We start from the raw sequence: 21,157 nt of genomic DNA, 5'->3' as shown, positions 1-21,157 counted from the left end.
GCGGAAGGCAGCTCGGAGTCCGGCCGGGCGGGGCAGCCTGCATCGCGTGCGTGTCCTCACTCAGGGTCCGCGCCCTGGGTCGACGTAACGGGGGCGAGAGTCTCCTGGCTTCCGGGTCGGACGCACCCCCGGGGCCTTCCAGCGGCTTCTGACGGCCCGCCGTGGCGATAGTTCCGAGCGTGCTCCCCGGTGACAGTGGCGGGACCGCGCCGGACTCGCACCGGCTTCCTCTCCATGCCTCCGATTGGCCTCAGGATCCCATCACGCGCCCGAACCGGGAGTCAACCGAGGTCACGGAGGGGTTGGTCACACGGAGGCCGGGCACCGACAGCGCCTGACAGCCTGTGGGATCGCCCAGCGCGGCGCCGCCCCGGCACCGGCCGCTTCGTGCGTTCGGTCGGTGGGGGCGCGCCCCGCCGCGCGCCTACGTTCGGGGGCATGCGCCGCAGAAAGTCCCCCGCCGCCCCGCCCCCGGTGCCGTTCTCCCCCGCAGCCGCCCGCTCCCACCGCTCAGGACTCGGCCTGACCCCCGAACAGGTCGCGGAGGGCATGGCCGCGAACGGCGTCCGGCTGCTGCCCGGCCACGTCCTCGCCTGGGAGGACGGCCGGCTGCGCCCCAGTGAAACGGAGCTCATCGCCCTCGCCCGCGCCCTCTGGTGCCCCACCGTCCAGCTGATGGACGCCCGCCCCGTGCTGCTGCGCGACCACCGGGTCGCCCGCGAACTCCCGCAGGGCACCGTCGCCGAACGCACCGGCACCACCCTCACCGCCTACCAGCGGGCCGAACTGACCGGGCGGTGGGAGGGCGACGAGGACCAGACCGCCGCCCTCGCCCAGGTCCTCGGCCTGAGCCTGCCCGAGCTCGTCGCGGCCACCGGTCGCGAGGAGGCCCTGGAGAGCCTGCTCCGCCAGTGCGTCGGCGGCCGCTGGCAGCCCCAGCTCCGCGCCCTGGCCCGGATCGTCCCCGCCCCCGCCGAGGCGCTCTCCGCCGTCCTCGCCACCCTCCACCAGGAGCACCAGGTCCCCACCCACTGGGGCAGCAGCGCCCGCGCCGACCAGGCCCCCGCCACCGACGACCTCGTCCCCCGCTTCTGGCACCTCCTCGGCGTCGAGACGGCGGCCGAGACGCCCTGACCGCCGCACCCCGCGAAGCCCCGCCCCGGCCCCCGCCGCACTGACCCGCCCTCGACCCGGTCCGGCCCCGCCCTCGACCCGGCCCCGCCCGGCCCCGCCACGCGTACCCCGGACGGCCCAGCCCGGTGGCCGGGCGGGCGGGGCGCCGGTGGACTGGTGCACGAACACCGTCCGGTCCGTGACCAACAGAGCGGGGATCGATATGCGCTGGGGAACCGCCGCCGCCGTGGCTGCCGCCGCCGTCGGGACCGGGGCCGTCGTCCTGGTGATCGGCCGCCGGGCCTCCGAGCGGATGGTGCGTCCGGTGACCGCCGTCCAGGAGTCCGGGCCGGTCCTGGTCAGGAGCCTCGGCGCCGGGCGGGTCACCTTCACCCGCGGTCCCGGGAGCCTGCGCCCCGGGCGCTGGGCGGTCGAGTGGGGCGACGACGGCCACGCGGTGGTCGAGGAGGTGCTGCACAGCGACGAGCAGAGCGTCACCCGCCGGCTGGTCCGCGCCGACCAGGGCACCCTCGCGCCCGGCACCGAGGTCCGCTTCACCCCGCGCGTCCACCTCGGCGACCCGACCCGGGCGCTCGGCCTCGCCTACACGGACACCGTCGTCGACGGCGAACTCGGCGACCTCCCCGCCTGGCGCCTGGAGGGCAAGCGCGGCACCTGGGTGATCCTGGTCCACGGCCCGGAGGCCGACCGCGGGCAGACCCTCCCGGTCCTGCCGGTGCTCGACCGGCTGTCCCTGCCCGTCCTGTGCGTCACCTACCGCGGCGACGAGGGCGCCCCCGCCTCCCCGGACGGGTACAGCCACTTCGGCGAGACCGAGTGGCGCGACGTCGAGGCGGCGGTACGGCTGGCGCTCGACAACGGCGCGGGCCGGGTGATCCTGTACGGCTGGTCGGTCGGCGCCACCATGGTCCTGCAGACGGCGGCCCGCTCCGCCTGGTCGCACGCCGTCAGCGGCCTGGTCCTCGACTCGCCGGTCCTCGACCTGCCGGGCTCCGCCCGCCGGGACGCCGAACGGCACGGCTTCCGCGGGGCCGTCGCCGAACTCGGCGTCCTGGCCGCCCAGGGCCGCACCGGCGTCGACCTGGCCGACTTCTCCCGCATCGCCGAGGGCGCCGACCTGCGCGTGCCGACCCTGCTGCTGCACAGCCCGGACGACCGGATCTCCCCGTTCCGCGGCGCCCGACGCCTCGCCGCCGCCCGGCCCGACGTGGTCAACCTCCAGCCCTTCCCCGGCGGCGACCACGCCACCCTCTGGAACAGCGCGCCGGACCACTACACCGAACTCCTGCGTCGCTGGCTCACCCCCCTGCTCTGAGCGAGCCCCCGGCCCCGGGACCGGCGCCGCGTCGCCCGGGTGGAGCCCGGCCGCGGGCGCCCCACCCGTACCGGACGTCGGCCCCCCGACGTCCCCCGCCACGGGATCGGCCGGTCCGCCCCGCCATCCGTCCGGATTCCGGCTGGACACCCCCGCCGTTCCCCGAGGGCACCGATGGCCCCCGTGGGGCCGGAGGTCCGGTCAGGGGCACCTGGTGGCCCCCGCCTCCCCACCCGTCGGCTACACTCCGTCACCGAGCGAGCGGGCCCCGCAACCGTCCCGGTTCACCTGGCATGGGCAGGCCACACGTTTCCGGCCAGGCGGTTTGCCACTGTTGCCCGATCTTGCGGAGGTGCCGCGGGCGGTCGTCCGCTCGTACGGACAACCGGATGTGACAGAAGGCCGGTACAAGGGGAAGACTGCTCGACGTGACGTCTCGGAACCCGCGCGACCGTGATGCCCCGCTCCCGCCGACGATCGGTACCGGTGCGACGGTGACCCGTCTCCCAGGTACGGCCAACCGGCCCGCCGGTGGCAGGCCGGGCGGGGCGGGTGTACCCCGTAACGGCGTCCCCCGGCGACGGGGGCCCGCACCGGCCCCCGGGCGGGGCCGGGTTCCCGTGCCCGAGGGCTTCCCGGCACCGGCCGAGCTGGCCCCGCTGGCCCGCCGGATGCTGGTGGACGCCGTCCGGATCGCCCGTTGGGCCGGAGAGCTGGAAGAGGTCGACAAGCGCGGCGAGCTGCTCCCGGAGGACGCCCGCGCGGCGGGCCGGGCGCTGGCCATGACCGTCGGCGCCGCCGCCAAGGCCTGGGGGCAGGCGCTCCTGGTCGGCCTGGTGGAGGCCCGGGACGGCGGGGCCGGCCCCGGGTGGCGGCTGCACGCCTGGGAGCACGACGACGAGGCCGTGGTGCGCGGCTGGTCGGCGCTGTTCGACGCCTGGACCCTGCTCGCCCCGGTGCCGCCCGCCGCGCTGCGCGGCGTGTTCGCGCTGCTGGCCGGACAGGCCGTGGACCAGGCCCCGCAGCTGCTCTCCTTCCTGCACCTGGTGGACGGACCGGTGGCCGAGAGCGAGCTGCTGGAGCTGCTGCGCCGCGGCCTGGACGAGCGCCGGGTCGGCGGCGGCGCCGGGGGCCCGGGCCTGTCGCCGGTGCCGCACGCCGCCTCCGCGGTGTCCGCGGTCCGCGGCACCTGCCGGGAGCCGCAGATCGACACTCCGCCCGCGCCCTCGGACGTGGCCGCCGTCCTGGACTGGATGCTGGACGGCCTGGCGGCCGTCGGCGCCCTGACGCGCCGCGACGACGCCGCCGAGCTGTCGCCGCTGGGCCACTGGGCGGTGCGGGCGAAGCTGGAGGAGATCTGCACCGTCGCGCAGACCGCCGCCGGGCACATCGAGCAGAGCGCCTTCGAGCTGCTGAACGCCTGCGCCGACTACTCGCCGGGCCCGGCCCGCGCCGAGTACCGCGCCTGGGTCGCGGCCCGTCCGGCGGACCGGGCGGTGGCCGAGCTGCTGGAGGCGGCGCAGGGCGACGACGCGCTGGTGCGCGGGCTGGCCTTCGAGGCGCTGCGGGTGGCCGGCGGGCCGGCCGAGCAGGCCGTGCGGGCCTCGGTGGACGAGCCGGTGCTGCGCCCGTACGCGCTGCTGTGGCTGGCGGAGCGCGCGGACGAGGGGGTCTCCCCGGCGGACGTGCTGGGCGCGCAGGACGCGGCCTGGCTCTGGGTGGACACCGCGGCCGCGGTGCTCGACCACGGTGAGACCGAGCTGCTGGTGGGCCACGTCGAGGGCGCCGCGGCGGGGGACCCGGTGCGGCTGTTCGCCCGGGCGCGGCAGTCCGGCCACCCGCGGGCGGCCTCGGTGCTGACGGCGGTCTCGGGCGTGCACCCGGACCCGGGCGTGGCCCGGGCGGCCCGCCGCTCGGCCTTCAGCGTCCACACCGGCGGCGCGTAGCCCCGGCGGAGCGCCCTGCGACGCTCCGGACCGCGACACTCCAGCGCGACATGCGGAAGGGCCCGGAACCGATCGGTTCCGGGCCCTTCCGCACGTCGAGCGGCTCAGCCGAGCCGCGACTCCGCCCGCCGGGCGCGGACGTCGCCGACCTTCTGCCCCACCTTGCGGCGGATGACCAGCAGCGGTGCCATCGCGGCCAGCGTGATCTGGGCGAACGCGCCGACGTGCATCAGCTTGTCGCCGCCCGGCAGGCCGGTGGCCCAGGCGGCCAGGCAGCCGATGGAGACCACGATCCAGCAGAGCGTGGCGGTGGCCAGCAGCCCCTGCGGCTTCGGGTACTCGATCCGGCTGACCATCAGGTACGCGGCGCCGAAGATGGCGAGCAGACCGGGCAGGAACGGCGGGTCGAGCAGCACGATGGCGATCACCGTCATGGCGCCCATCGGGCAGGGCATGCCCTGGAACACCCCGGGCCGCATCTTGACGGCCGAGAAGCGGGCCAGCCGCAGGACGACCGCGAGCAGCACGGTCAGCGCGATGAGCGCCGAGAGCTTGCTGTTGGAGCCCTGGGAGACCATGCCCCAGACCGCGACGAAGTAGGCCGGCGCGATGCCGAAGCTGATCAGGTCCGCCAGGTTGTCCAGTTCCGCTCCGAGGGCGGAGGAGCGCAGCTTGCGCGCCACCAGGCCGTCGAAGAGGTCGCACATCGAGCCGATCAGCAGCAGCGTGACCGCGGTGGCGGCGCTGTGCCGGTCGGGAGCCGCGTCCGGGTTGGTGATGTGCGGGACGAGGACCCCGGTGGTGATCGAGTAGATCGCCAGGAAGCCGCAGACGGCGTTCCCCAGGGTCAGGAAGTCGGCGGTGGACAGGTGCTGGGGAGAGCGCGGGGCGCGCAGCTCGCGGTCGCGCGCCCAGCGGCGGCGCCGCAGGGCCGTCTCCTCGTCGTCCAGGCCGACGATTGTCTCAGGATCAGTCACGGTCAAGGCGCGTCACCCCGGCTGTGGTCTTCTGGCCGACCTCGACGCCGACCTCGACGCCGGCCGGCAGGTAGGTGTCGACCCGGGACCCGAACCGGATCAGACCGATCCGCTCGCCCTGCTCGACCTTGGTTCCGGCGGCCACGTACGGCACGATGCGGCGGGCCACGGCCCCCGCGATCTGGACCATCTCGATGTCGCCGAGCTCGGTGTCGAAATGCCAGACGACCCGCTCGTTCTGGTCGCTGTCCTTGTTGAACGCGGGGACGAAGCCGCCCGCGACGTGCTCGACCGACGTCACCGTGCCCGGCAGGGGCGCGCGGTTGACGTGGACGTTGAGCGGACTCATGAAGATCGCGATCCGGGTGCGGCCGTCCGGCCAGGCGTCGATGCTCTGCACCACGCCGTCGGCGGGGGAGATCACTCTGCCCGTGCCGATCTCACGCTCGGGGTCGCGGAAGAACCACAGCATGCCCGCGCTGAGCGCACAGGCCGGTACCGCCGCCAGGGCCCAGGTGCCGCTGCGCCGGGTGAGGGCGGTGGTCACGGCGGCCGTGGCGAGGGTGGGGACGAACCAGGGGGTGGCTCCGCGCGCGATGGTCACGCGGGGTCGCCGACCGGCCGTCGTGGGTGCGAGGGCATCGCGGTCCGTGACGGAGGTGTGAGGGGACGGGCTGATGGGCATCGAAGACCTTTGTCGCGGGGGATCATGGCCGCTGGACGGGGGGCCACCGCGGGATCGGTAATAGAAGGGGACGGCTTGCTGTCCCGGTGGATGCTATCGGGAGCACACGGTGGGTGGGCAACCCGCCTGCTCGTTCATGTGTCCGGTGGGAGCGCGTCCGCGCGTCCCGCCTCTACGACCGTAGCTCGACCCGGTCCGGTTCCCAAGGGGCCGGACACGGCTGGTGAGACTTGTCTCAACAGCCGCCCTTGCGGAACCCGCCGGAGGTAACGGCCGCGGTGGTCGGAAGAAGGTGTGCGGAAGCGGCCGCAGGGCGCGTTGTCGCAGCTGTACGCCCTACGGCCGCTTCCGGAGGGCCGTGCCGGACCCTGGCGGACCAGGCCGGGCCCGTGACGGGGCACGGCACCGCGCCGGGACGGGCCCGCACGCCCGTCGACCGGCGGTTCGAGGAGGCCACCCGGCGCGGCGATCGCTCGGCGGGCGGCCCGCGGATCACTCGGCGATCCGGTACTCCTCCAGGAGCCGCCGTCCGACGATCATCTTCTGGATCTCCGCAGTACCTTCACCGATGAGCAGCATCGGGGCCTCCCGGTAGAGGCGCTCGATCTCGTACTCCTTGGAGAAGCCGTAGCCGCCGTGGATGCGGAAGGCGTCCTCGACGACCTCCTTGCAGTACTCGGAGGCGAGGTATTTCGCCATCCCGGCCTCGAGGTCGTTGCGCTCCCCGCCGTCCTTCTTGCGGGCGGCCATCACCATCATCTGGTGGGCGGCCTCGACCTTGGTGGCCATCTCGGCGAGCTTGAACTGGATGGCCTGGTGCTCGGCGATCTTCTTGCCGAAGGTCGAGCGCTGCTGGGCGTAGGAGATGCCCAGCTCGAAGGCGCGGCGGGCGACGCCGCAGCCACGGGCGGCGACGTTGACGCGGCCGACCTCGACGCCGTCCATCATCTGGTAGAAGCCCTTGCCCGGGACGCCGCCGAGGATCCGGTCGGCCGGGATCCGGACGTCCTGCAGCACCAGTTCGGTGGTGTCGACGCCCTTGTAGCCCATCTTCTCGATCTTGCCGGGCACGGTCAGGCCGGGAACCCGGGGGTTCGGGCCGAAGCCGGCCTCCTTCTCGATCAGGAAGGTGGTCATGTTCTTGTACGGGGTGCTGCCGCCCTCGTCGGTCTTGCAGAGGACCGCGACGAGGGTGGAGGTGCCGCCGTTGGTGAGCCACATCTTCTGGCCGTTGAGGACGTAGAAGTCGCCGTCCTTGACGCCCTTGGTGGAGATGGCCGAAACGTCGGAGCCGAGGCCGGGCTCGGACATCGAGAAGGCGCCGCGGATCTCACCGGCCGCCATCTTCGGCAGGAAGTAGTCCTTCTGCTCCTGGGTGCCGTGGGCGTTGATCATGTGCGCCACGATGAAGTGGGTGTTGACGATGCCGGAGACCGACATCCAGCCGCGGGCGATCTCCTCGACCACCAGGGCGTAGGTGAGCAGCGACTCGCCGAGGCCGCCGTACTCCTCGGGGATGGTGAGGCCGAAGAGGCCCAGCTGCTTCATGCCCTCGACGATCGCGGAGGGGTACTCGTCCTTGTGCTCCAGCTCGGTCGCGACCGGAATGATCTCCTTGTCGACGAAATCCCGCACGGTGGCGAGGATGTCCCGCTGGATCTCGGTGAGGCCGTCGGTCTGTGCGAGGCGTCCCATCGTGCGGCTCCGAAAATGTCTGAAGAAAGGCGGGGGGGGGGGATTGCGGGGGCCCTGCCGGCGTGGCTGCGGCAGCAGGGCCCCCGTTACCGGGTGGGGGTCGGCCGATGACGGCGGCCTGCCCCTCCGGGGTCTGCGGGGAGGGGGAGCGGTCAGGACAGCGGGGTCGGGCGACCGGGCTGCTCGCCGCCGCGCTCCTTGGTGTACGTCTCGGTCGGCACCATCACCTTGCGGCGGAAGACGCAGACGACCGTGCCGTCCTGCTTGTAGCCCTTCGTCTCGACGTAGACGATGCCGCGGTCGTCCTTGGACTTGGACGGCCACTTGTCGAGGACGGTGGTCTCGCCGTAGATGGTGTCACCGTGGAAGGTCGGCGCGACGTGGCGCAGCGACTCGATCTCCAGGTTGGCGATCGCCTTGCCGGAGACGTCCGGGACGGACATGCCGAGCAGCAGCGAGTAGATGTAGTTGCCCACCACGACGTTCTTGCCGAAGTCCGTCGTCTTCTCCGCATAGTTGGTGTCCATGTGGAGGGGGTGGTGGTTCATGGTGAGGAGGCAGAAGAGGTGGTCGTCGTACTCGGTGACCGTCTTCCCGGGCCAGTGCTTGTAGACCGCGCCGACCTCGAACTCCTCGTAGGTGCGTCCGAACTGCATGGCTCAGGTCCTCAGCTTTCCGGGATCTCGAACTTGGTGGTCCGCTCCATGCCGGCGGCCCGGCCCTTGCCGGCGATGACCAGGGCCATCTTGCGGCTGGCCTCGTCGATCATCTCGTCGCCGAGCATCGCGGAGCCCTTGGCACCGCCCGCCTCGGAGGTGCAGTAGTCGTAGGCGTCGAGGATCAGCTCGGCGTGGTCGTAGTCCTCCTGCGAGGGCGAGAAGATCTCGTTCGCGGCGGCGACCTGGTCCGGGTGGAGCACCCACTTGCCGTCGAAGCCGAGGGCGGCGGAGCGGCCGGCGACCTCGCGGTAGCCCTCGGCGTTGCGGATCTGCAGGTAGGGGCCGTCGATGGCCTGCAGGTCGTTGGCGCGGGCGGCCATCAGGATGCGCATCAGGATGTAGTGGTAGGCGTCGGCGCCGTAGCCGGGCGGCTGCTCACCGACCACCAGGGACTTCATGTTGATCGAGGCCATGAAGTCGGCGGGGCCGAAGATGATGGTCTCCAGCCGGGGCGAGGCCTCGGCGATCGCGTCGACGTTGATCAGGCCCTTGGCGTTCTCGATCTGCGCCTCGATGCCGATCTTGCCGACCTCGAAGCCCATGGTCTTCTCGATCTGGGTGAGCAGCAGGTCGAGCGCCTTGACCTGCTCGGCGTCCTGGACCTTGGGGAGCATGATGCAGTCCAGGTTCGGGCCGGCGCCCTCGACCACGGTGATCACGTCGCGGTAGGTCCAGTGGGTGGTCCAGTCGTTGACCCGGACGACCTTGGTCTTGCCGCCCCAGTCGCCGTTGTTGAGGGCGTCGACGATGTTGTGGCGGGCGCTCTCCTTCACCAGCGGGGCGCACGCGTCCTCCAGGTCGAGGAAGACCTGGTCGGCCGGGAGGCCCTGGGCCTTCTCCAGGAAGCGCGGGTTGCTGCCCGGTACGGCGAGGCAGGAGCGGCGCGGGCGCAGGCGGTTCACGGTTGTCATGGGGGTGGTTCTGTCCTTCCCAGTGGTCAGCTGGTGGTCGCGGGTGCGGGCGTCCAGGGCTGGAGCTCGTTGGCCAGCCGGATCTCGTCCACGATCCGGCCGATGATGGTGGTGATGCCGAAGTCCTTCGGGGTGAACACGGCGGCGACGCCGGCGGCCTTGAGGGCCTCGCCGTCCGCTGCCGGGATGATGCCACCCACGATCACCGGGACATCCTGCACCCCGGCGCGCTCCAGGCGCTTGAGGACGTCGGGCACCAGCTCGCAGTGCGCGCCGGAGAGGATGGACAGGCCCACGCAGTGGACGTCCTCCGCGACGGCGGCCGAGACGATCTGCTCCGGGGTCAGCCGGATCCCCTGGTAGACCACCTCGAACCCGGCGTCGCGGGCCCGGACGGCGATCTGCTCGGCGCCGTTGGAGTGCCCGTCCAGGCCGGGCTTGCCGACCAGCAGGCGCAGCTTGCCGGCGCCCAGCTCCGCGGCGGTCGCGGCGACCGCGGCGCGGACCTGCTCCAGCTCCCCGCCGGGCTCGGCGGCCACGGCGACGGGGGCGCCACCGACGCCGGTGGGGGCGCGGTACTCGCCGAAGACCTCGCGCAGGGCGAAGGCCCACTCGCCGGTGGTGACGCCGGCCCGGGCGCAGGCCAGCGTGGCCGGCATCAGGTTGGCCTCGGTGGCGGCGACGGCCTTGAGCTCGGCCAGCGTCGCCTGGACGGCGGCCTCGTCGCGCTGCCCGCGCCAGGCCTCCAGGGCGGCGAGCACGGACCGCTCGGAGGCCGGGTCGACCACCATGATCGCGGTGTCGAGGTCGGCGGTGAGCGGACTGGGCTCGGTGGTGTCGAAGCAGTTGACCCCGACGATCTTGTCCTCGCCGGACTCGATCCGGGCCCGGCGGGCGGCGTGCGAGGCGACCAGGTTGGACTTCAGGTAGCCGGACTCGACGGCGGGGATGACCCCGCCCATCTCCAGCACCTTGGCGATCTCCGCCTCCGCGCCGGCCAGCAGCGCCGAGGTCTTGTCCTCGATCACCTCGGAGCCGTTGAAGATGTCGCCGTACTCCAGCAGGTCCGACTCGTACGCCAGCACCTGCTGGATGCGCAGCGACCACTGCTGGTCCCAGGGCCGGGGCAGGCCGAGCGCCTCGTTCCAGGCGGGCAGCTGGACGGCCCGGGCGCGGGCGTCCTTGGAGAGGGTGACGGCCAGCATCTCCAGGACGATCCGCTGGACGTTGTTCTCCGGCTGGGCCTCGGTCAGCCCGAGGGAGTTGACCTGGACGCCGTAGCGGAAGCGGCGCTGCTTCGGGTCCGTCACGCCGTAGCGCTCCAGGGTGACCTTCTCCCAGAGCCGGGCGAAGGCGCGCATCTTGCACATCTCCTCGACGAAGCGCACGCCGGCGTTCACGAAGAAGGAGATCCGGGCGACCACGTCGCCCATCCGCTCGGCCGGCACCTGGCCGGAGTCGCGGACGGCGTCGAGCACCGAGATGGCGGTGCACATCGCGTACGCGATCTCCTGGACGGGCGTGGCGCCGGCCTCCTGCAGGTGGTAGCTGCAGATGTTGATCGGGTTCCACTTGGGGATGTTGCCGACGGTGTAGGCGATCATGTCGGTGATCAGCCGCACCGACGGGCCGGGCGGGAAGACGTGCGTCCCGCGCGACAGGTACTCCTTGACGATGTCGTTCTGGGTGGTGCCGGTGAGCTTGGCGATGTCCGCGCCCTGCTCCTCGGCGACCACCTGGTAGAGCGCCAGCAGCCACATCGCGGTGGCGTTGATGGTCATGGAGGTGTTGGTCTGTTCGAGCGGGATGCCGTCGAACAGGGTGCGCATGTCGCCGACGTGGCCGACCGGGACGCCGACCCGGCCCACCTCGCCGCGGGCGAGGATGTGGTCGGAGTCGTAGCCGGTCTGGGTCGGCAGGTCGAACGCGACGGACAGGCCGGTCTGGCCCTTGGCCAGGTTCCGCCGGTAGAGCGCGTTGGAGTCGCTCGCGGTGGAGTGGCCGGCGTAGGTGCGCATCAGCCAGGGGCGGTCGCGCTTCCGGGGCTCGGTCATCGGATCCGTCTCACACGTTCCGGAAGCGGTTGATGGAGCCGAGGTGCTTGGCGCGCAGCTCCTCGTCGCGCACGCCCAGGCCCTCCTCGGGGGCCAGGCAGAGCACGCCGACCTTGCCCTGGTGCTTGTTGTGGTGCACGTCCAGGGCGGCCTGCCCGGTCTCCTCCAGGGAGTAGACCTTGGACAGGGTCGGGTGGATCTTGCCCTTGGCGATCAGGCGGTTGGCCTCGAAGGCCTCGCGGTAGTTCGCGAAGTGCGAGCCGACGATCCGCTTGAGCGACATCCACAGGTACCGGTTGTCGTACTGGTGCATGTAGCCGGAGGTGGAGGCGCAGGTGACGATGGTGCCGCCCTTGCGGGTGACGTACACCGAGGCGCCGAAGGTCTCGCGGCCCGGGTGCTCGAAGACGATGTCCACGTCCTCGCCGCCGGTGAACTCGCGGATCCTGGAGCCCAGGCGCTTCCACTCGCGCGGGTCCTGGTTGTGCTCGTCCTTCCAGAACCGGTAGCCCTCGGCGGAGCGGTCGATGATCGCCTCGGCGCCCATGGCGCGGCAGATCTCGGCCTTGGCCTCGCTGGAGACCACGCAGATCGGGGTGGCGCCGCCGGCCAGCGCGTACTGGGTGGCGTACGAGCCGAGGCCGCCGCTGGCGCCCCAGATCAGCACGTTGTCGCCCTGCTTCATTCCGGCGCCGTTGCGCGAGACCAGCTGGCGGTAGGCGGTGGAGTTGACCAGGCCGGGGGAGGCGGCCTCCTCCCAGGTGAGGTGCTTCGGCTTGGGCAGCAGCTGGTTGGTCTTCACCAGCGCGAGCTGGGCCAGGCCGCCGAAGTTCGTCTCGAAGCCCCAGATGCGCTGCTCCGGGTCCATCATCGTGTCGTTGTGGCCGTCCGGGGACTCCAGCTCGACCGAGAGGCAGTGCGCGACGACCTCGTCGCCCGGCTTCCAGGAGTTGACGCCGGCGCCGGTGCGCAGCACCACGCCCGCGAGGTCGGAACCGAGCACGTGGTAGGGCAGGTCGTGGCGCTTGGTGAGCGGCGACAGCCGGCCGTAGCGCTCCAGGAAGCCGAAGGTGGAGACCGGCTCGAAGATCGAGCTCCACACGGTGTTGTAGTTCACCGAGCTCGCCATGACGGCGACCAGGGCCTCGCCGGGGCCCAGCTCCGGCAGGGCGACCTCGTCGAGGTGAAGGGACTTGCGGGGGTCCTTGTCGCGGCTGTCGAGGCCCGCGAACATCTGCTCCTCGTCCTTGTGGAGCGTCACCGCTCGGTAGGACTCGGGGAGCTTGATCGCCGCGAAGTCCGCCGACGTGCTGTCGGTGCTGAGGATCGCGTCGAGGATTTCCTGCATGGCTGCCTCCGAAGGCGTACCTGTGTGAGGGTCACAGGGCGTCTGGGGGAACCGGGAGCGGACACCGGCTTCGCTGAGGTGGGTGGTGGGTGGGTCGGGCTGGGCGCCCGGTGCGGACCGGGCGGTGCTGGCTCCGTTCCCGGGGTGTGGGAACGCCGGACGAGGCGCGCCGAGGTGGGGAGCCGCGGCGCCGCGACTGGTGGGTAACAAGGTAGTGGCACCCTGTGCCACTCGTAAAGACACCGGGTGTCAGGAATTCCGGCGGTCCGAAACGGGTCGAAACGTCGCTCTACGCGCGCTGTGCGGGCATGCGGAAGGCCCGCGCCGGGGAATCGGCACGGGCCTTTCGCATCGCTCTGACCTGCGTAAACGCTGGCGCTATGACTCCCGGGCGCCACTCAGGGCCGCCCGGATGCTGTCCACCACGACGTCCAGCGGAGCGTCCGTCCGGGCGACTGTGATGAGCACCTCACCTCCGGGACTGGCACTCAGTGCGCTTTCCACCACGAGGTCACCGGGCATCCCACTGGCACCGGGTGCCACCAAGGATCCCCGGCGTCTGGCACCCGGGGCACTGGAGGCCCAGAAGGTCCGCCGGATCACCTCGAAGGAGTGGTCCAGCTGCGCCTCCACGTCCCCCCGGCCGCCGGCCCGCAGCCAGCGCCGCAGCACGTGGTTGTGCGCCGCGACGACCGCCGCCGCCGACACCTCGGCCAGCATCGAGTCGTCCTCGCCGCCGCGCTGCCAGCCGGACGGGATGGACTCGCCGGTGTCGAACCGGCCCAGCAGGTAGCGGGTGAACAGCCGCTCGTAGCGGGCCACCACGGCGATCTCCCGCTCGCGCAGCGCCGGCACCTGACGGATCAGCTGGTACCGCGCGACCGACACCCCCGGGGTGGAGGCGTACATCCGCAGCACCTCCTTGATGCCGCGGCAGACCACGTCCAGCGGGTGCTCCTCCGGCTCGGCGCTGGCCAGCAGGTCGGCCACCCGCACGAGGGTGTCGTCGTGGTCCGGGAAGATCGCCTCCTCCTTCGACCGGAAGTACCGGAAGAAGGTGCGCCGGGCCACCCCGGCGGCGGCCGCGATCTGGTCGACCGTGGTCTCCTCGTAGCCCTGCGAGGCGAACAGCTCCATCGCGGCCGTGGCCAGGTCCTGGCGCATCTGCTGGCGCTGCGCCGCGGCCCGGCGGCTGCCCGGCGCGGCCTCCGGCCCGGTGCTCCCGGTCGAGGGGGCCGGCCGGTCGGCGCCGTGCGAACCGGCGGGGTGCTGCGGGGAGGCTGACTGAACCCGATCCATGTCCGGAACGCTACACGGCCCCGGCGGCACGGCCGCGGGCCTTCCCCGGCGCACCGGGGCGACCGGTCCCGTCACGGCCGGCCGGGGCCAGCGGGCGGAGACCGTCCCGGGGCTCCAGCCGGGCCGCGCGCCGGGCGCGGCCCCGGCCGGAGCCGTGCCGCTGCCGTAGGCCGCACCGCCGTACGGCGGGGGCCCGGCGGGCGTGCCGGGCCCGTACCGGCCGCCCCCGGCCTGCGGCGTGGTCACCGGCGCGCGTGGTCGCGGAAGCCGCGGCCGGTCTTGCGGCCCAGGCAGCCCGCCGCGACCAGGTGCTCCAGCAGCGGCGCGGCGGCCAGGCCGGGCTCGCGGAACTCCTGGTGCAGCACCTGCTCGATGGTCAGCGAGACGTCCAGACCGACCACGTCCAGCAGCTCGAACGGGCCCATCGGGTAGCCGCAGCCGAGCTTCATCGCGGTGTCGATGTCGTCCACCGTCGCGTAGTGCTCCTGCAGCATCCGCACCGCGTCGTTCAGGTACGGGAAGAGCAGCGCGTTGACGATGAAGCCGGCCCGGTCGCCGCACTCCACCGGGTGCTTGCGGACCTTCGCGGTCAGGTCCAGCACGGTGGCGGTGACCTCGGGCGCGGTCAGCACGGTGGAGACCACCTCGACCAGCTTCATGGCCGGCGCCGGGTTGAAGAAGTGCATGCCGATCACGTCCTGCGGCCGCGAGGTGGCGGTCGCGCAGCTGATCACCGGCAGCGAGGAGGTCGTGGTGGCGAGCACCGCGCCCGGCCTGACGATCTTGTCCAGGGTGGCGAACAGCTCCCGCTTGACCGCCAGGTCCTCGGCCACCGCCTCGACCACCAGGTCGACCTCGGCCAGCTCGGCGTACTGGCCGACCGGGGTGACCAGCGCCAGCGCGGCGTCCCGCTGCTCGGCGGACATCCGGCCCCTGGCGACCGAACGCTCCAGCGACCTGGCCAGCTGCGCCTTGGCCCGGTCGGCCTTCTCCTGGCTGCGGGCGGCCAGCAGCACCGGGTGCCCGGCCTTGGCGAAGACCTCGGCGATGCCGGTGGCCATGGTGCCCGAGCCGCAGACGCCGACGGTGCGCACCGCGCGACCGGGCACCTTCGGCCGGGCGGGCCCGGTGACCGCGTCCACGGCCCTGGACGAGCCCGGTGCCTCGTAGGCGTAGAAGCCGCGGCCGGTCTTGCGGCCCAGCAGCCCGGCCGCGACCAGCTGGCCGAGGATCGGGGCGGGGGCGTGCAGCCGGTCCCGGGACTGCTCGTACATCGCCTCCAGGACGGTGCGCGCGGTGTCGATGCCGATCAGGTCGAGCAGCGCCAGCGGGCCCATCGGCAGGCCGCAGCCGAGCCGCATGGCGGCGTCGATGTCCTCGCGCGAGGCGTACTTGGACTCGTACATCGCGGCGGCCTGGTTCAGGTACGCGAACAGCAGGCCGTTCACCACGAACCCGGCCCGGTCGCCGGCGGCCACCGGCTCCTTGCCGAGGTCCCGGGCGAAGGCGGCGGCGTCCTCGGCGGTCTGCGGCGAGGTCAGCACGGTGCGGACCACCTCGACCAGCTTCATGGTGTGCACCGGGTTGAAGAAGTGCAGGCCCAGCACCCGCTCCGGGCGGGCGGTCGCGGCGGCGATCCGGGTGACCGAGAGCGCGGTGGTGCCGGTGGCCAGCACGGTGGTCTCCGGGCAGATCCGGTCCAGCTCGGCGAAGACCTCCCGCTTCAGCTCCAGCTGCTCGGGCACCTCCTCGATCACCAGGTCCGCCTCGGCGGCGGCCGCCAGCTCGTGCCCGACCGAGATCCGGGCCAGCAGCCCGCTGCGCTCCTCGGCGGTGAGCCGCTCCCGGTCGACCGCGTGCGCGGTCGCCTCCTCGATCCGGGCCAGCGCCCGGGCGGCCGAGTCCTCGGTGGCCTCGATGCCGATCACCCGGCGGCCGCTCTTGGCGACCGCCACCGCGACGCCGGCACCCATCGTGCCGAGGCCGACCACGGCGACGGCGGGGAAGGGACGCTCCATCTGTCCTGACTCCTAGTCATGAAGGGCCCGCGCGTGCCCCGGCGGGCGCGCCGCCGCGCCCGGACGCACGCCGGGGACGGCCGCCGCCGGGGGAGGGTCCACGCGCGGGGGCTTGGGGAGATGACGGGGTGCGGCCCACCCGGGCAGCGGCCGGTCCGCTCCGGCCGAACTGCGGGTGTGCCGTGGTGCTCAGGCGCTCGAAGGTGAAGGAAGCGGCTCTGATACGAGGAGGAACCCGGCCCGCCGCGGTCCGCGGCACCGGCCGGTGAAAGCGCACCGCGCGAGCGCCGCAGACACGGCGACCGCAGACTCCCGCCGGTGCGGCTCCCGAAGCCCGGCGGTGGTGCGTCCGGCCACTGTAGCGAAGCTACTCGCCGGTAGGAAGAGGGCGGCGGCCGAAAGAACGGGGCACCGGGGAAACCGCCCGGGCGCCGGGGCGGCCGCCGCCCCGGACGCCCCAGAGCGGATCACCGCCGGGGAGCCGACGGCCCGGTTCGCCCCGAACGGGTGACCGGGTGGACGGGCTTCCGTTTGGACCACCCGATAGGGGAGTTACACGGGCCCGGCCACCGGGGCAGCATGGTGACATGACCCTCGACACCGCCACCGCCGGCGCCACCGCGTCCGGGCCCGCCCAGCCGTCCGGCTCCGGCGGGCCGCTCGACCTCGCCGGGCCCGCGGCCGCCGTCGCGCTGCCCCCGCGCGCCGAGCGGGCCGAGCGCGCGGAGGAGGCCGTCGACCGGCTGCGCACCGCCGCCGTCGAGGCGGTGGCCGTCACCTGGGTGGACAACGCGGGCGTCACCCGCGTCAAGGCCGTGCCGCTCGGCGGCCTGACGCACGCCGCGCAGTGGGGCGTCGGCACGGCGCCCTGCTTCGACGTGTTCCTCGCCGACGACGCGATCACCACCAGCCCGATCATCGGCGGCCCCACCGGGGACCTGCGGCTCTACCCCGCCCTCGACCGGATCGTCCCGCTGGCCGCCCAGCCCGGCTGGGCCTGGGCCCCGGGGGACAGGTACACCCAGGCCGGCGCCCCGCACCCCGGCTGCCAGCGGCTGTTCGCCCGCCGGGCCCAGGCCGCGGCGGCCGAGCGCGGCCTGATCCTCAAGGCCGGCATCGAGGTCGAGTGGGTGGTCGCCCTCGCCGGCGGCCCCCAGGAAGCGCCGCAGTACCCGACGCACGGCCCCGCGTACGGGATGCACCGGCTCACCGACCTCTCCGACTACCTCCGGGACGTCCTGCGCGCCCTCGGCGGGCAGGGCCTGGAGGTCCTGCAGATCCACCCCGAGTACTCCCCGGGCCAGTTCGAGGTCTCGGTCGCCCCCGAGGGCCCGGTCGGCGCCGCGGACACCTCCGTCCTGGTCCGCCACACCATCCGCGCCGTCTCCGCCAAGCACGGTCTGCGGGCCTCCTTCGCGCCGGTGGTCGAGGCGGGCGCCGTCGGCAACGGCGGGCACCTGCACCTCAGCCTCTGGCGGGACGGGCTCAACCTCGGGCACGGCGGCCCCGGGCCGCACGGCCTGACGGCCGAGGCCGAGGGCTTCCTCGCCGGGGTGCTCGACGCACTGCCCGAACTGCTGGTGCTGGGCTGCTCCAGTCCGGCCGGGTACCTGCGGCTGGTGCCCTCGCACTGGGCCGGCGCCTACCAGTGCTGGGGGCTGGAGAACCGCGAGGCCGCGCTGCGCCTGGTCACCGGCTCCACCGGGGAGCGGGCCGCCGCCGCCAACGCCGAGGTCAAGTGCTTCGACGCCAGCGCCAACCCGTACCTGGCGGTCGGCGCGGTGATCGCGGCCGGCCTCGCCGGTCTTGACCAACGGCGCGCGCTGCCACCGGAGTTCACCGGGGATCCGGCCGCCGCCGAACCCGGCACGGTGCCCCGGCTGCCGCAGAGCCCGGCGCAGGCGCTGGCCGCGTACGAGCGCTCGGCGGTGCTGCGCGAGGCGCTCGGCGAGCCGCTCTACCAGGCGGTGCTGGCGGTGCGCCGGGCCGAGAGCGAGCAGTACGCCGCCGCCACGGCCGAGGAGTTGGCCACGGCCACCCGCTGGCGGTACTGACCGGTGCCCCGGTCGGAGCCGGCCTCGCCGCCGCCCGAGCCGCCCGCCGTGCCCGGGGCGGGCGAGCCGGTCGTGCCGGGCGGGTCCGTCGAACCGTTCGGCCCGGTCCCGCTGGTCGACCACCACTGCCACAGCGTGGTGGCGGGCGAGCTCACCGACGAGGCCCTGGCCGGGCTGCTCACCGAGTCCGACCGGCCGCCCGCGCCCGGCTGCTCGCCCTTCGACAGCGCGCTCGGCCTCGCCGTCCGGCGCTGGTGCCCGCCCGCGCTCGGCCTGCCGGCGCACGCCCCGGCCGCCGACTACCTGGCCCGGCGGCGGGAGCTGGGCGCCGCCGAGGCGACCGGTCGGCTGCTCGCCGCGGCCGGTCTGGACACCTGCCTGGTGGACACCGGGCTGACCGCGGCGGCGGGCCTGCCGCTGCTGCCGCTGGGCGAACTGGCCGGGGCCACCGGGGCGACGGTGCGCGAGGTGGTCCGGCTGGAGTCGGTCGCCGAGACGGTCGAGAGCGGAGCCGGTGACTGGCCGCGGGCCGTCGCCGAAGCCCTGGCGGCCGCCGCCGGCCGGGCCGTCGCGGTCAAGTCGGTGCTCGCCTACCGGCACGGTCTGGCCGCACCCGCCGAACGGCCGTCCCGGGCGGCCGTGGTGACCGCGGCCGGCGCCCGGCTGCGCGAGGGGCGCGGCCGGCTGAGCGACCCGGTCCTGCTGCACCACCTGCTCTGGACGGCCGTGGACGTCTGCGCCGAGCTCGGGCTGCCGATCCAGCTCCACACCGGTTTCGGCGATCCCGACCTCACCCTGCACCGGGCCGACCCGTCGCTGCTGACGGATTTCGTGCGCGCCGCCGAGCCCAGTGGCGTCCCCTTGGTGCTGCTGCACTGCTACCCGTACCACCGGCAGGCCGCCTGGCTCGCCCAGGCTTTTCCGACGGTCTTCACCGACCTCGGGCTGACGGCCTCCTACACCGGCCCCCGGGTGGCGGCGGTCCTGGGCGAGATGCTGGAACTGGCGCCGTTCGGCAAATTGCTGTTCTCCACGGACGCTTACGGGCTACCCGAACTATTCTTGGTGGGCACCTGTCAGTTCCGGTACGGACTGGGCCTGCTGCTGGACGATTGGCAGGCCGGCGGTGCGTGTTCCGCGGCCGACGCCCGACGGCTGGCGCGGCTGGTCGGGGCGGACAACGCACGTCGGCTGTACGCGTTGTAGCGCGTGACTGTCGCACGTCGGCGAACCATCACTTTTTAACAATCTTGAACCTGTTCTTCTTGTTGACCTGCGGACTCCTGACATCCGCTGCTGGTCAAGATGTGACGATTAGATGACTACCTCTTGCGCATCTCATCGAATATTCATTAGCGTCCCGGTCATTCCCGGTGCACCTGCCAACCGCAGCTGCCCGCATGACGACTCGGGAGGGCCAACCCCAATGAGAGTTCCTCGGATCAGCCGGACCCGGTACGCGGCGGTGGGCCTCGTGCTCGCCACCGCCGGCGCCCTCGCGCTCCCGGCCGGCACCGCCGTCGCGGCTCCCACGGCCGACTCCACGACCGGTCCGCTGCTCAGCTACGTCGTCAACACCAAGGCCAACCACGGCCAGGTGCAGAAGGTCGAGCAGGCCGTCAAGAGCCTCGGCGGCACGGTGGTCTACTCGTACGAGCAGATCGGCGTCGTCATCGCGCGCTCGACCGACACCAAGTTCGCCGAGAAGCTGCGCCTGGCGAAGGGCGTCGACTCCGTCGGCGCCAGCCGCACCAAGGGCATCACCGCCGCCGACCAGGGCAAGGCCGACGTCGCCGCCGAGCCCACCGGCACCGCCGCGCCCGGCCAGGAGCCGTACGAGGCCAACCAGTGGGACATGCGCCAGATCGGTGTCGACAAGGCGCACAAGCTCTCGCTCGGCAGCCGCAACGTCACCGTCGGCGTGCTGGACTCCGGCATCGACGCCACGCACGAGGACCTGGCCGCCAACGTGGACGCCTCGCAGTCGGTCTCCTGCATCGACGGCGGCAAGCCGAACACCGACTGGAAGGCCTGGCAGCCGGGCCCGGACGGCGACCACGGCACCCACGTGGCCGGCACCATCGCCGCCGCCAAGAACGGCAAGGGCATCGTCGGCATCGCCCCGAACGTCAAGCTGGCCGCGGTCAAGGTCGTGGACGACGCCGGGTTCATCTACCCGGAGTACGCGATCTGCGGCTTCGTGTGGGCCGGTGAGCACCAGTTCAAGGTGACCAACAACAGCTACTACATCGACCCGTGGATGTTCAACTGCCCGAACGACAAGGACCAGGCGGCCATCACCGCCGCCGTCCGCAAGGCCGTCGCGTTCTCGCAGCGCAAGGGCGTCCTGAACGTCGCCGCGGCGGGCAACGAGAACATCGACCTGGCGCACAAGACCACTGACGTCTCCAGCCCGGACGACACCACCCCCGGCACCCGCCCGGTCACCAACGACTGCCTGTCGCTGCCGACCGAGCTGCCCGGCGTCATCGCCGTCTCCTCCGTGGGCGTCAACGGCCAGAAGTCGTACTACTCCAGCTACGGCAAGGGCGTCGTGACCGTCGCCGCGCCGGGCGGCGACCGCCGCTTCCAGCTGCCGGACACCCCGGACAAGGACGGCCGCATCCTGTCCACCATCCCCGGTGGCAAGTACGGCTACATGCAGGGCACCTCGATGGCCTCCCCGCACACCACCGGTGTGGTCGCCCTGCTCGCCAGCACCTTCCCGTGGGCCAGCCCGGAGGAGCTGACCGAGATGCTCACCAGCCAGGCCGAGTCCCACCCGTGCCCGACCGGCGAGTTCAACCCGGGCGGCACCGGCCAGTGGAAGGCCACCTGTGAGGGCGGCGCGGACGACAACGGCTTCTACGGCGCGGGCATCATCAACGCCGAGAAGGCGGTCCAGTGGTGGCGCTGACGCTGCCCCGGCCCTCGGCCGGCCGTCACCCCCACCACCACCGCACCACCTGATCGTTGAGCCGGGGAGCGGGCCCACTGGGTCC

Annotated in this window: 15 protein-coding genes and 1 riboswitch; of the genes, 6 read left to right on the top strand and 9 right to left on the bottom strand. The window is 73.2% G+C overall.

Annotation, left to right across the window (positions count from 1 at the left end):
• Positions 1-98 precede the first annotated feature (98 nt).
• Positions 99-230: riboswitch (cobalamin riboswitch) on the bottom strand.
• A 208-nt stretch (positions 231-438) separates the two neighbouring features.
• The 3 genes from ACZ6Y7_RS19760 (at position 439) to ACZ6Y7_RS19750 (ending at position 4,395) form a co-directional block, all read left to right on the top strand.
• Positions 439-1,134, top strand: a complete 696-nt coding sequence (locus ACZ6Y7_RS19760; RefSeq protein WP_465759190.1) for a helix-turn-helix domain-containing protein — start codon at positions 439-441, stop codon at positions 1,132-1,134.
• Positions 1,135-1,312: 178 nt separating this feature from the next.
• Positions 1,313-2,449: an alpha/beta hydrolase family protein gene (locus tag ACZ6Y7_RS19755; protein WP_465759189.1), complete on the top strand. Its 1,137-nt coding sequence runs from the start codon at positions 1,313-1,315 to the stop codon at positions 2,447-2,449.
• 620 nt (positions 2,450-3,069) lie between these two features.
• Positions 3,070-4,395, top strand: a complete 1,326-nt coding sequence (locus ACZ6Y7_RS19750) for a hypothetical protein (protein ID WP_465759188.1) — start codon at positions 3,070-3,072, stop codon at positions 4,393-4,395.
• 104 nt (positions 4,396-4,499) lie between these two features.
• On the opposite strand, the gene ACZ6Y7_RS19745 is transcribed toward ACZ6Y7_RS19750, so the two are convergent.
• The 9 genes from ACZ6Y7_RS19745 to ACZ6Y7_RS19705 form a co-directional block, all read right to left on the bottom strand.
• Positions 4,500-5,378 carry a CDP-alcohol phosphatidyltransferase family protein gene (locus ACZ6Y7_RS19745; RefSeq protein ID WP_402218759.1) on the bottom strand — a complete coding sequence of 293 codons (879 nt, stop codon included), beginning with the start codon at positions 5,376-5,378 and terminating at the stop codon, positions 4,500-4,502.
• Positions 5,365-6,057: a phosphatidylserine decarboxylase gene (locus ACZ6Y7_RS19740; RefSeq protein WP_465759187.1), complete on the bottom strand. Its 693-nt coding sequence runs from the start codon at positions 6,055-6,057 to the stop codon at positions 5,365-5,367. Before ACZ6Y7_RS19740 ends, ACZ6Y7_RS19745 begins: the two co-directional genes overlap by 14 nt.
• 492 nt (positions 6,058-6,549) lie before the next feature.
• Positions 6,550-7,752 carry an acyl-CoA dehydrogenase family protein gene (locus tag ACZ6Y7_RS19735; RefSeq protein ID WP_465759186.1) on the bottom strand — a complete coding sequence of 401 codons (1,203 nt, stop codon included), beginning with the start codon at positions 7,750-7,752 and terminating at the stop codon, positions 6,550-6,552.
• Positions 7,753-7,904: 152 nt separating this feature from the next.
• Positions 7,905-8,408 (bottom strand): MaoC family dehydratase, encoded by a 504-nt coding sequence (locus ACZ6Y7_RS19730; RefSeq protein WP_465759185.1) that lies wholly within the window; start codon positions 8,406-8,408, stop codon positions 7,905-7,907.
• An 11-nt stretch (positions 8,409-8,419) separates the two neighbouring features.
• Positions 8,420-9,382 carry an HpcH/HpaI aldolase/citrate lyase family protein gene (locus ACZ6Y7_RS19725; protein ID WP_465759184.1) on the bottom strand — a complete coding sequence of 321 codons (963 nt, stop codon included), beginning with the start codon at positions 9,380-9,382 and terminating at the stop codon, positions 8,420-8,422.
• 26 nt (positions 9,383-9,408) lie between these two features.
• Positions 9,409-11,436: a protein meaA gene (locus tag ACZ6Y7_RS19720; RefSeq protein ID WP_465759183.1), complete on the bottom strand. Its 2,028-nt coding sequence runs from the start codon at positions 11,434-11,436 to the stop codon at positions 9,409-9,411.
• Between the two features lie 10 nt (positions 11,437-11,446).
• Positions 11,447-12,784 (bottom strand): crotonyl-CoA carboxylase/reductase, encoded by a 1,338-nt coding sequence (gene ccrA / locus ACZ6Y7_RS19715; protein WP_465759182.1) that lies wholly within the window; start codon positions 12,782-12,784, stop codon positions 11,447-11,449.
• 378 nt (positions 12,785-13,162) lie between these two features.
• Positions 13,163-14,083: a TetR family transcriptional regulator gene (locus ACZ6Y7_RS19710; protein WP_465759181.1), complete on the bottom strand. Its 921-nt coding sequence runs from the start codon at positions 14,081-14,083 to the stop codon at positions 13,163-13,165.
• A gap of 242 nt (positions 14,084-14,325) precedes the next feature.
• Positions 14,326-16,101 carry a 3-hydroxyacyl-CoA dehydrogenase family protein gene (locus ACZ6Y7_RS19705; RefSeq protein WP_465759180.1) on the bottom strand — a complete coding sequence of 592 codons (1,776 nt, stop codon included), beginning with the start codon at positions 16,099-16,101 and terminating at the stop codon, positions 14,326-14,328.
• Between the two features lie 587 nt (positions 16,102-16,688).
• On the opposite strand from ACZ6Y7_RS19705, the gene ACZ6Y7_RS19700 reads away from it, so the two are divergent.
• The 3 genes from ACZ6Y7_RS19700 (at position 16,689) to ACZ6Y7_RS19690 (ending at position 21,072) form a co-directional block, all read left to right on the top strand.
• Positions 16,689-18,155 (top strand): type I glutamate--ammonia ligase, encoded by a 1,467-nt coding sequence (locus ACZ6Y7_RS19700; protein ID WP_465759179.1) that lies wholly within the window; start codon positions 16,689-16,691, stop codon positions 18,153-18,155.
• Positions 18,156-18,158: 3 nt separating this feature from the next.
• Entirely contained in the window at positions 18,159-19,361 is a 1,203-nt protein-coding gene (locus ACZ6Y7_RS19695; RefSeq protein WP_465759178.1) for an amidohydrolase family protein, read from the top strand.
• Between the two features lie 220 nt (positions 19,362-19,581).
• On the top strand, positions 19,582-21,072 hold the full coding sequence (locus tag ACZ6Y7_RS19690; protein ID WP_465759177.1) for a S8 family peptidase: 1,491 nt from the start codon (positions 19,582-19,584) through the stop codon (positions 21,070-21,072).
• Positions 21,073-21,157: the final 85 nt, after the last annotated feature.

The sequence above is a fragment of the Kitasatospora sp. NPDC053308 genome, assembly GCF_055585785.1.
The sequence above is the reverse complement of the archived record's forward strand: the minus strand, read 5'-3'. Positions and strand labels throughout refer to the sequence as shown.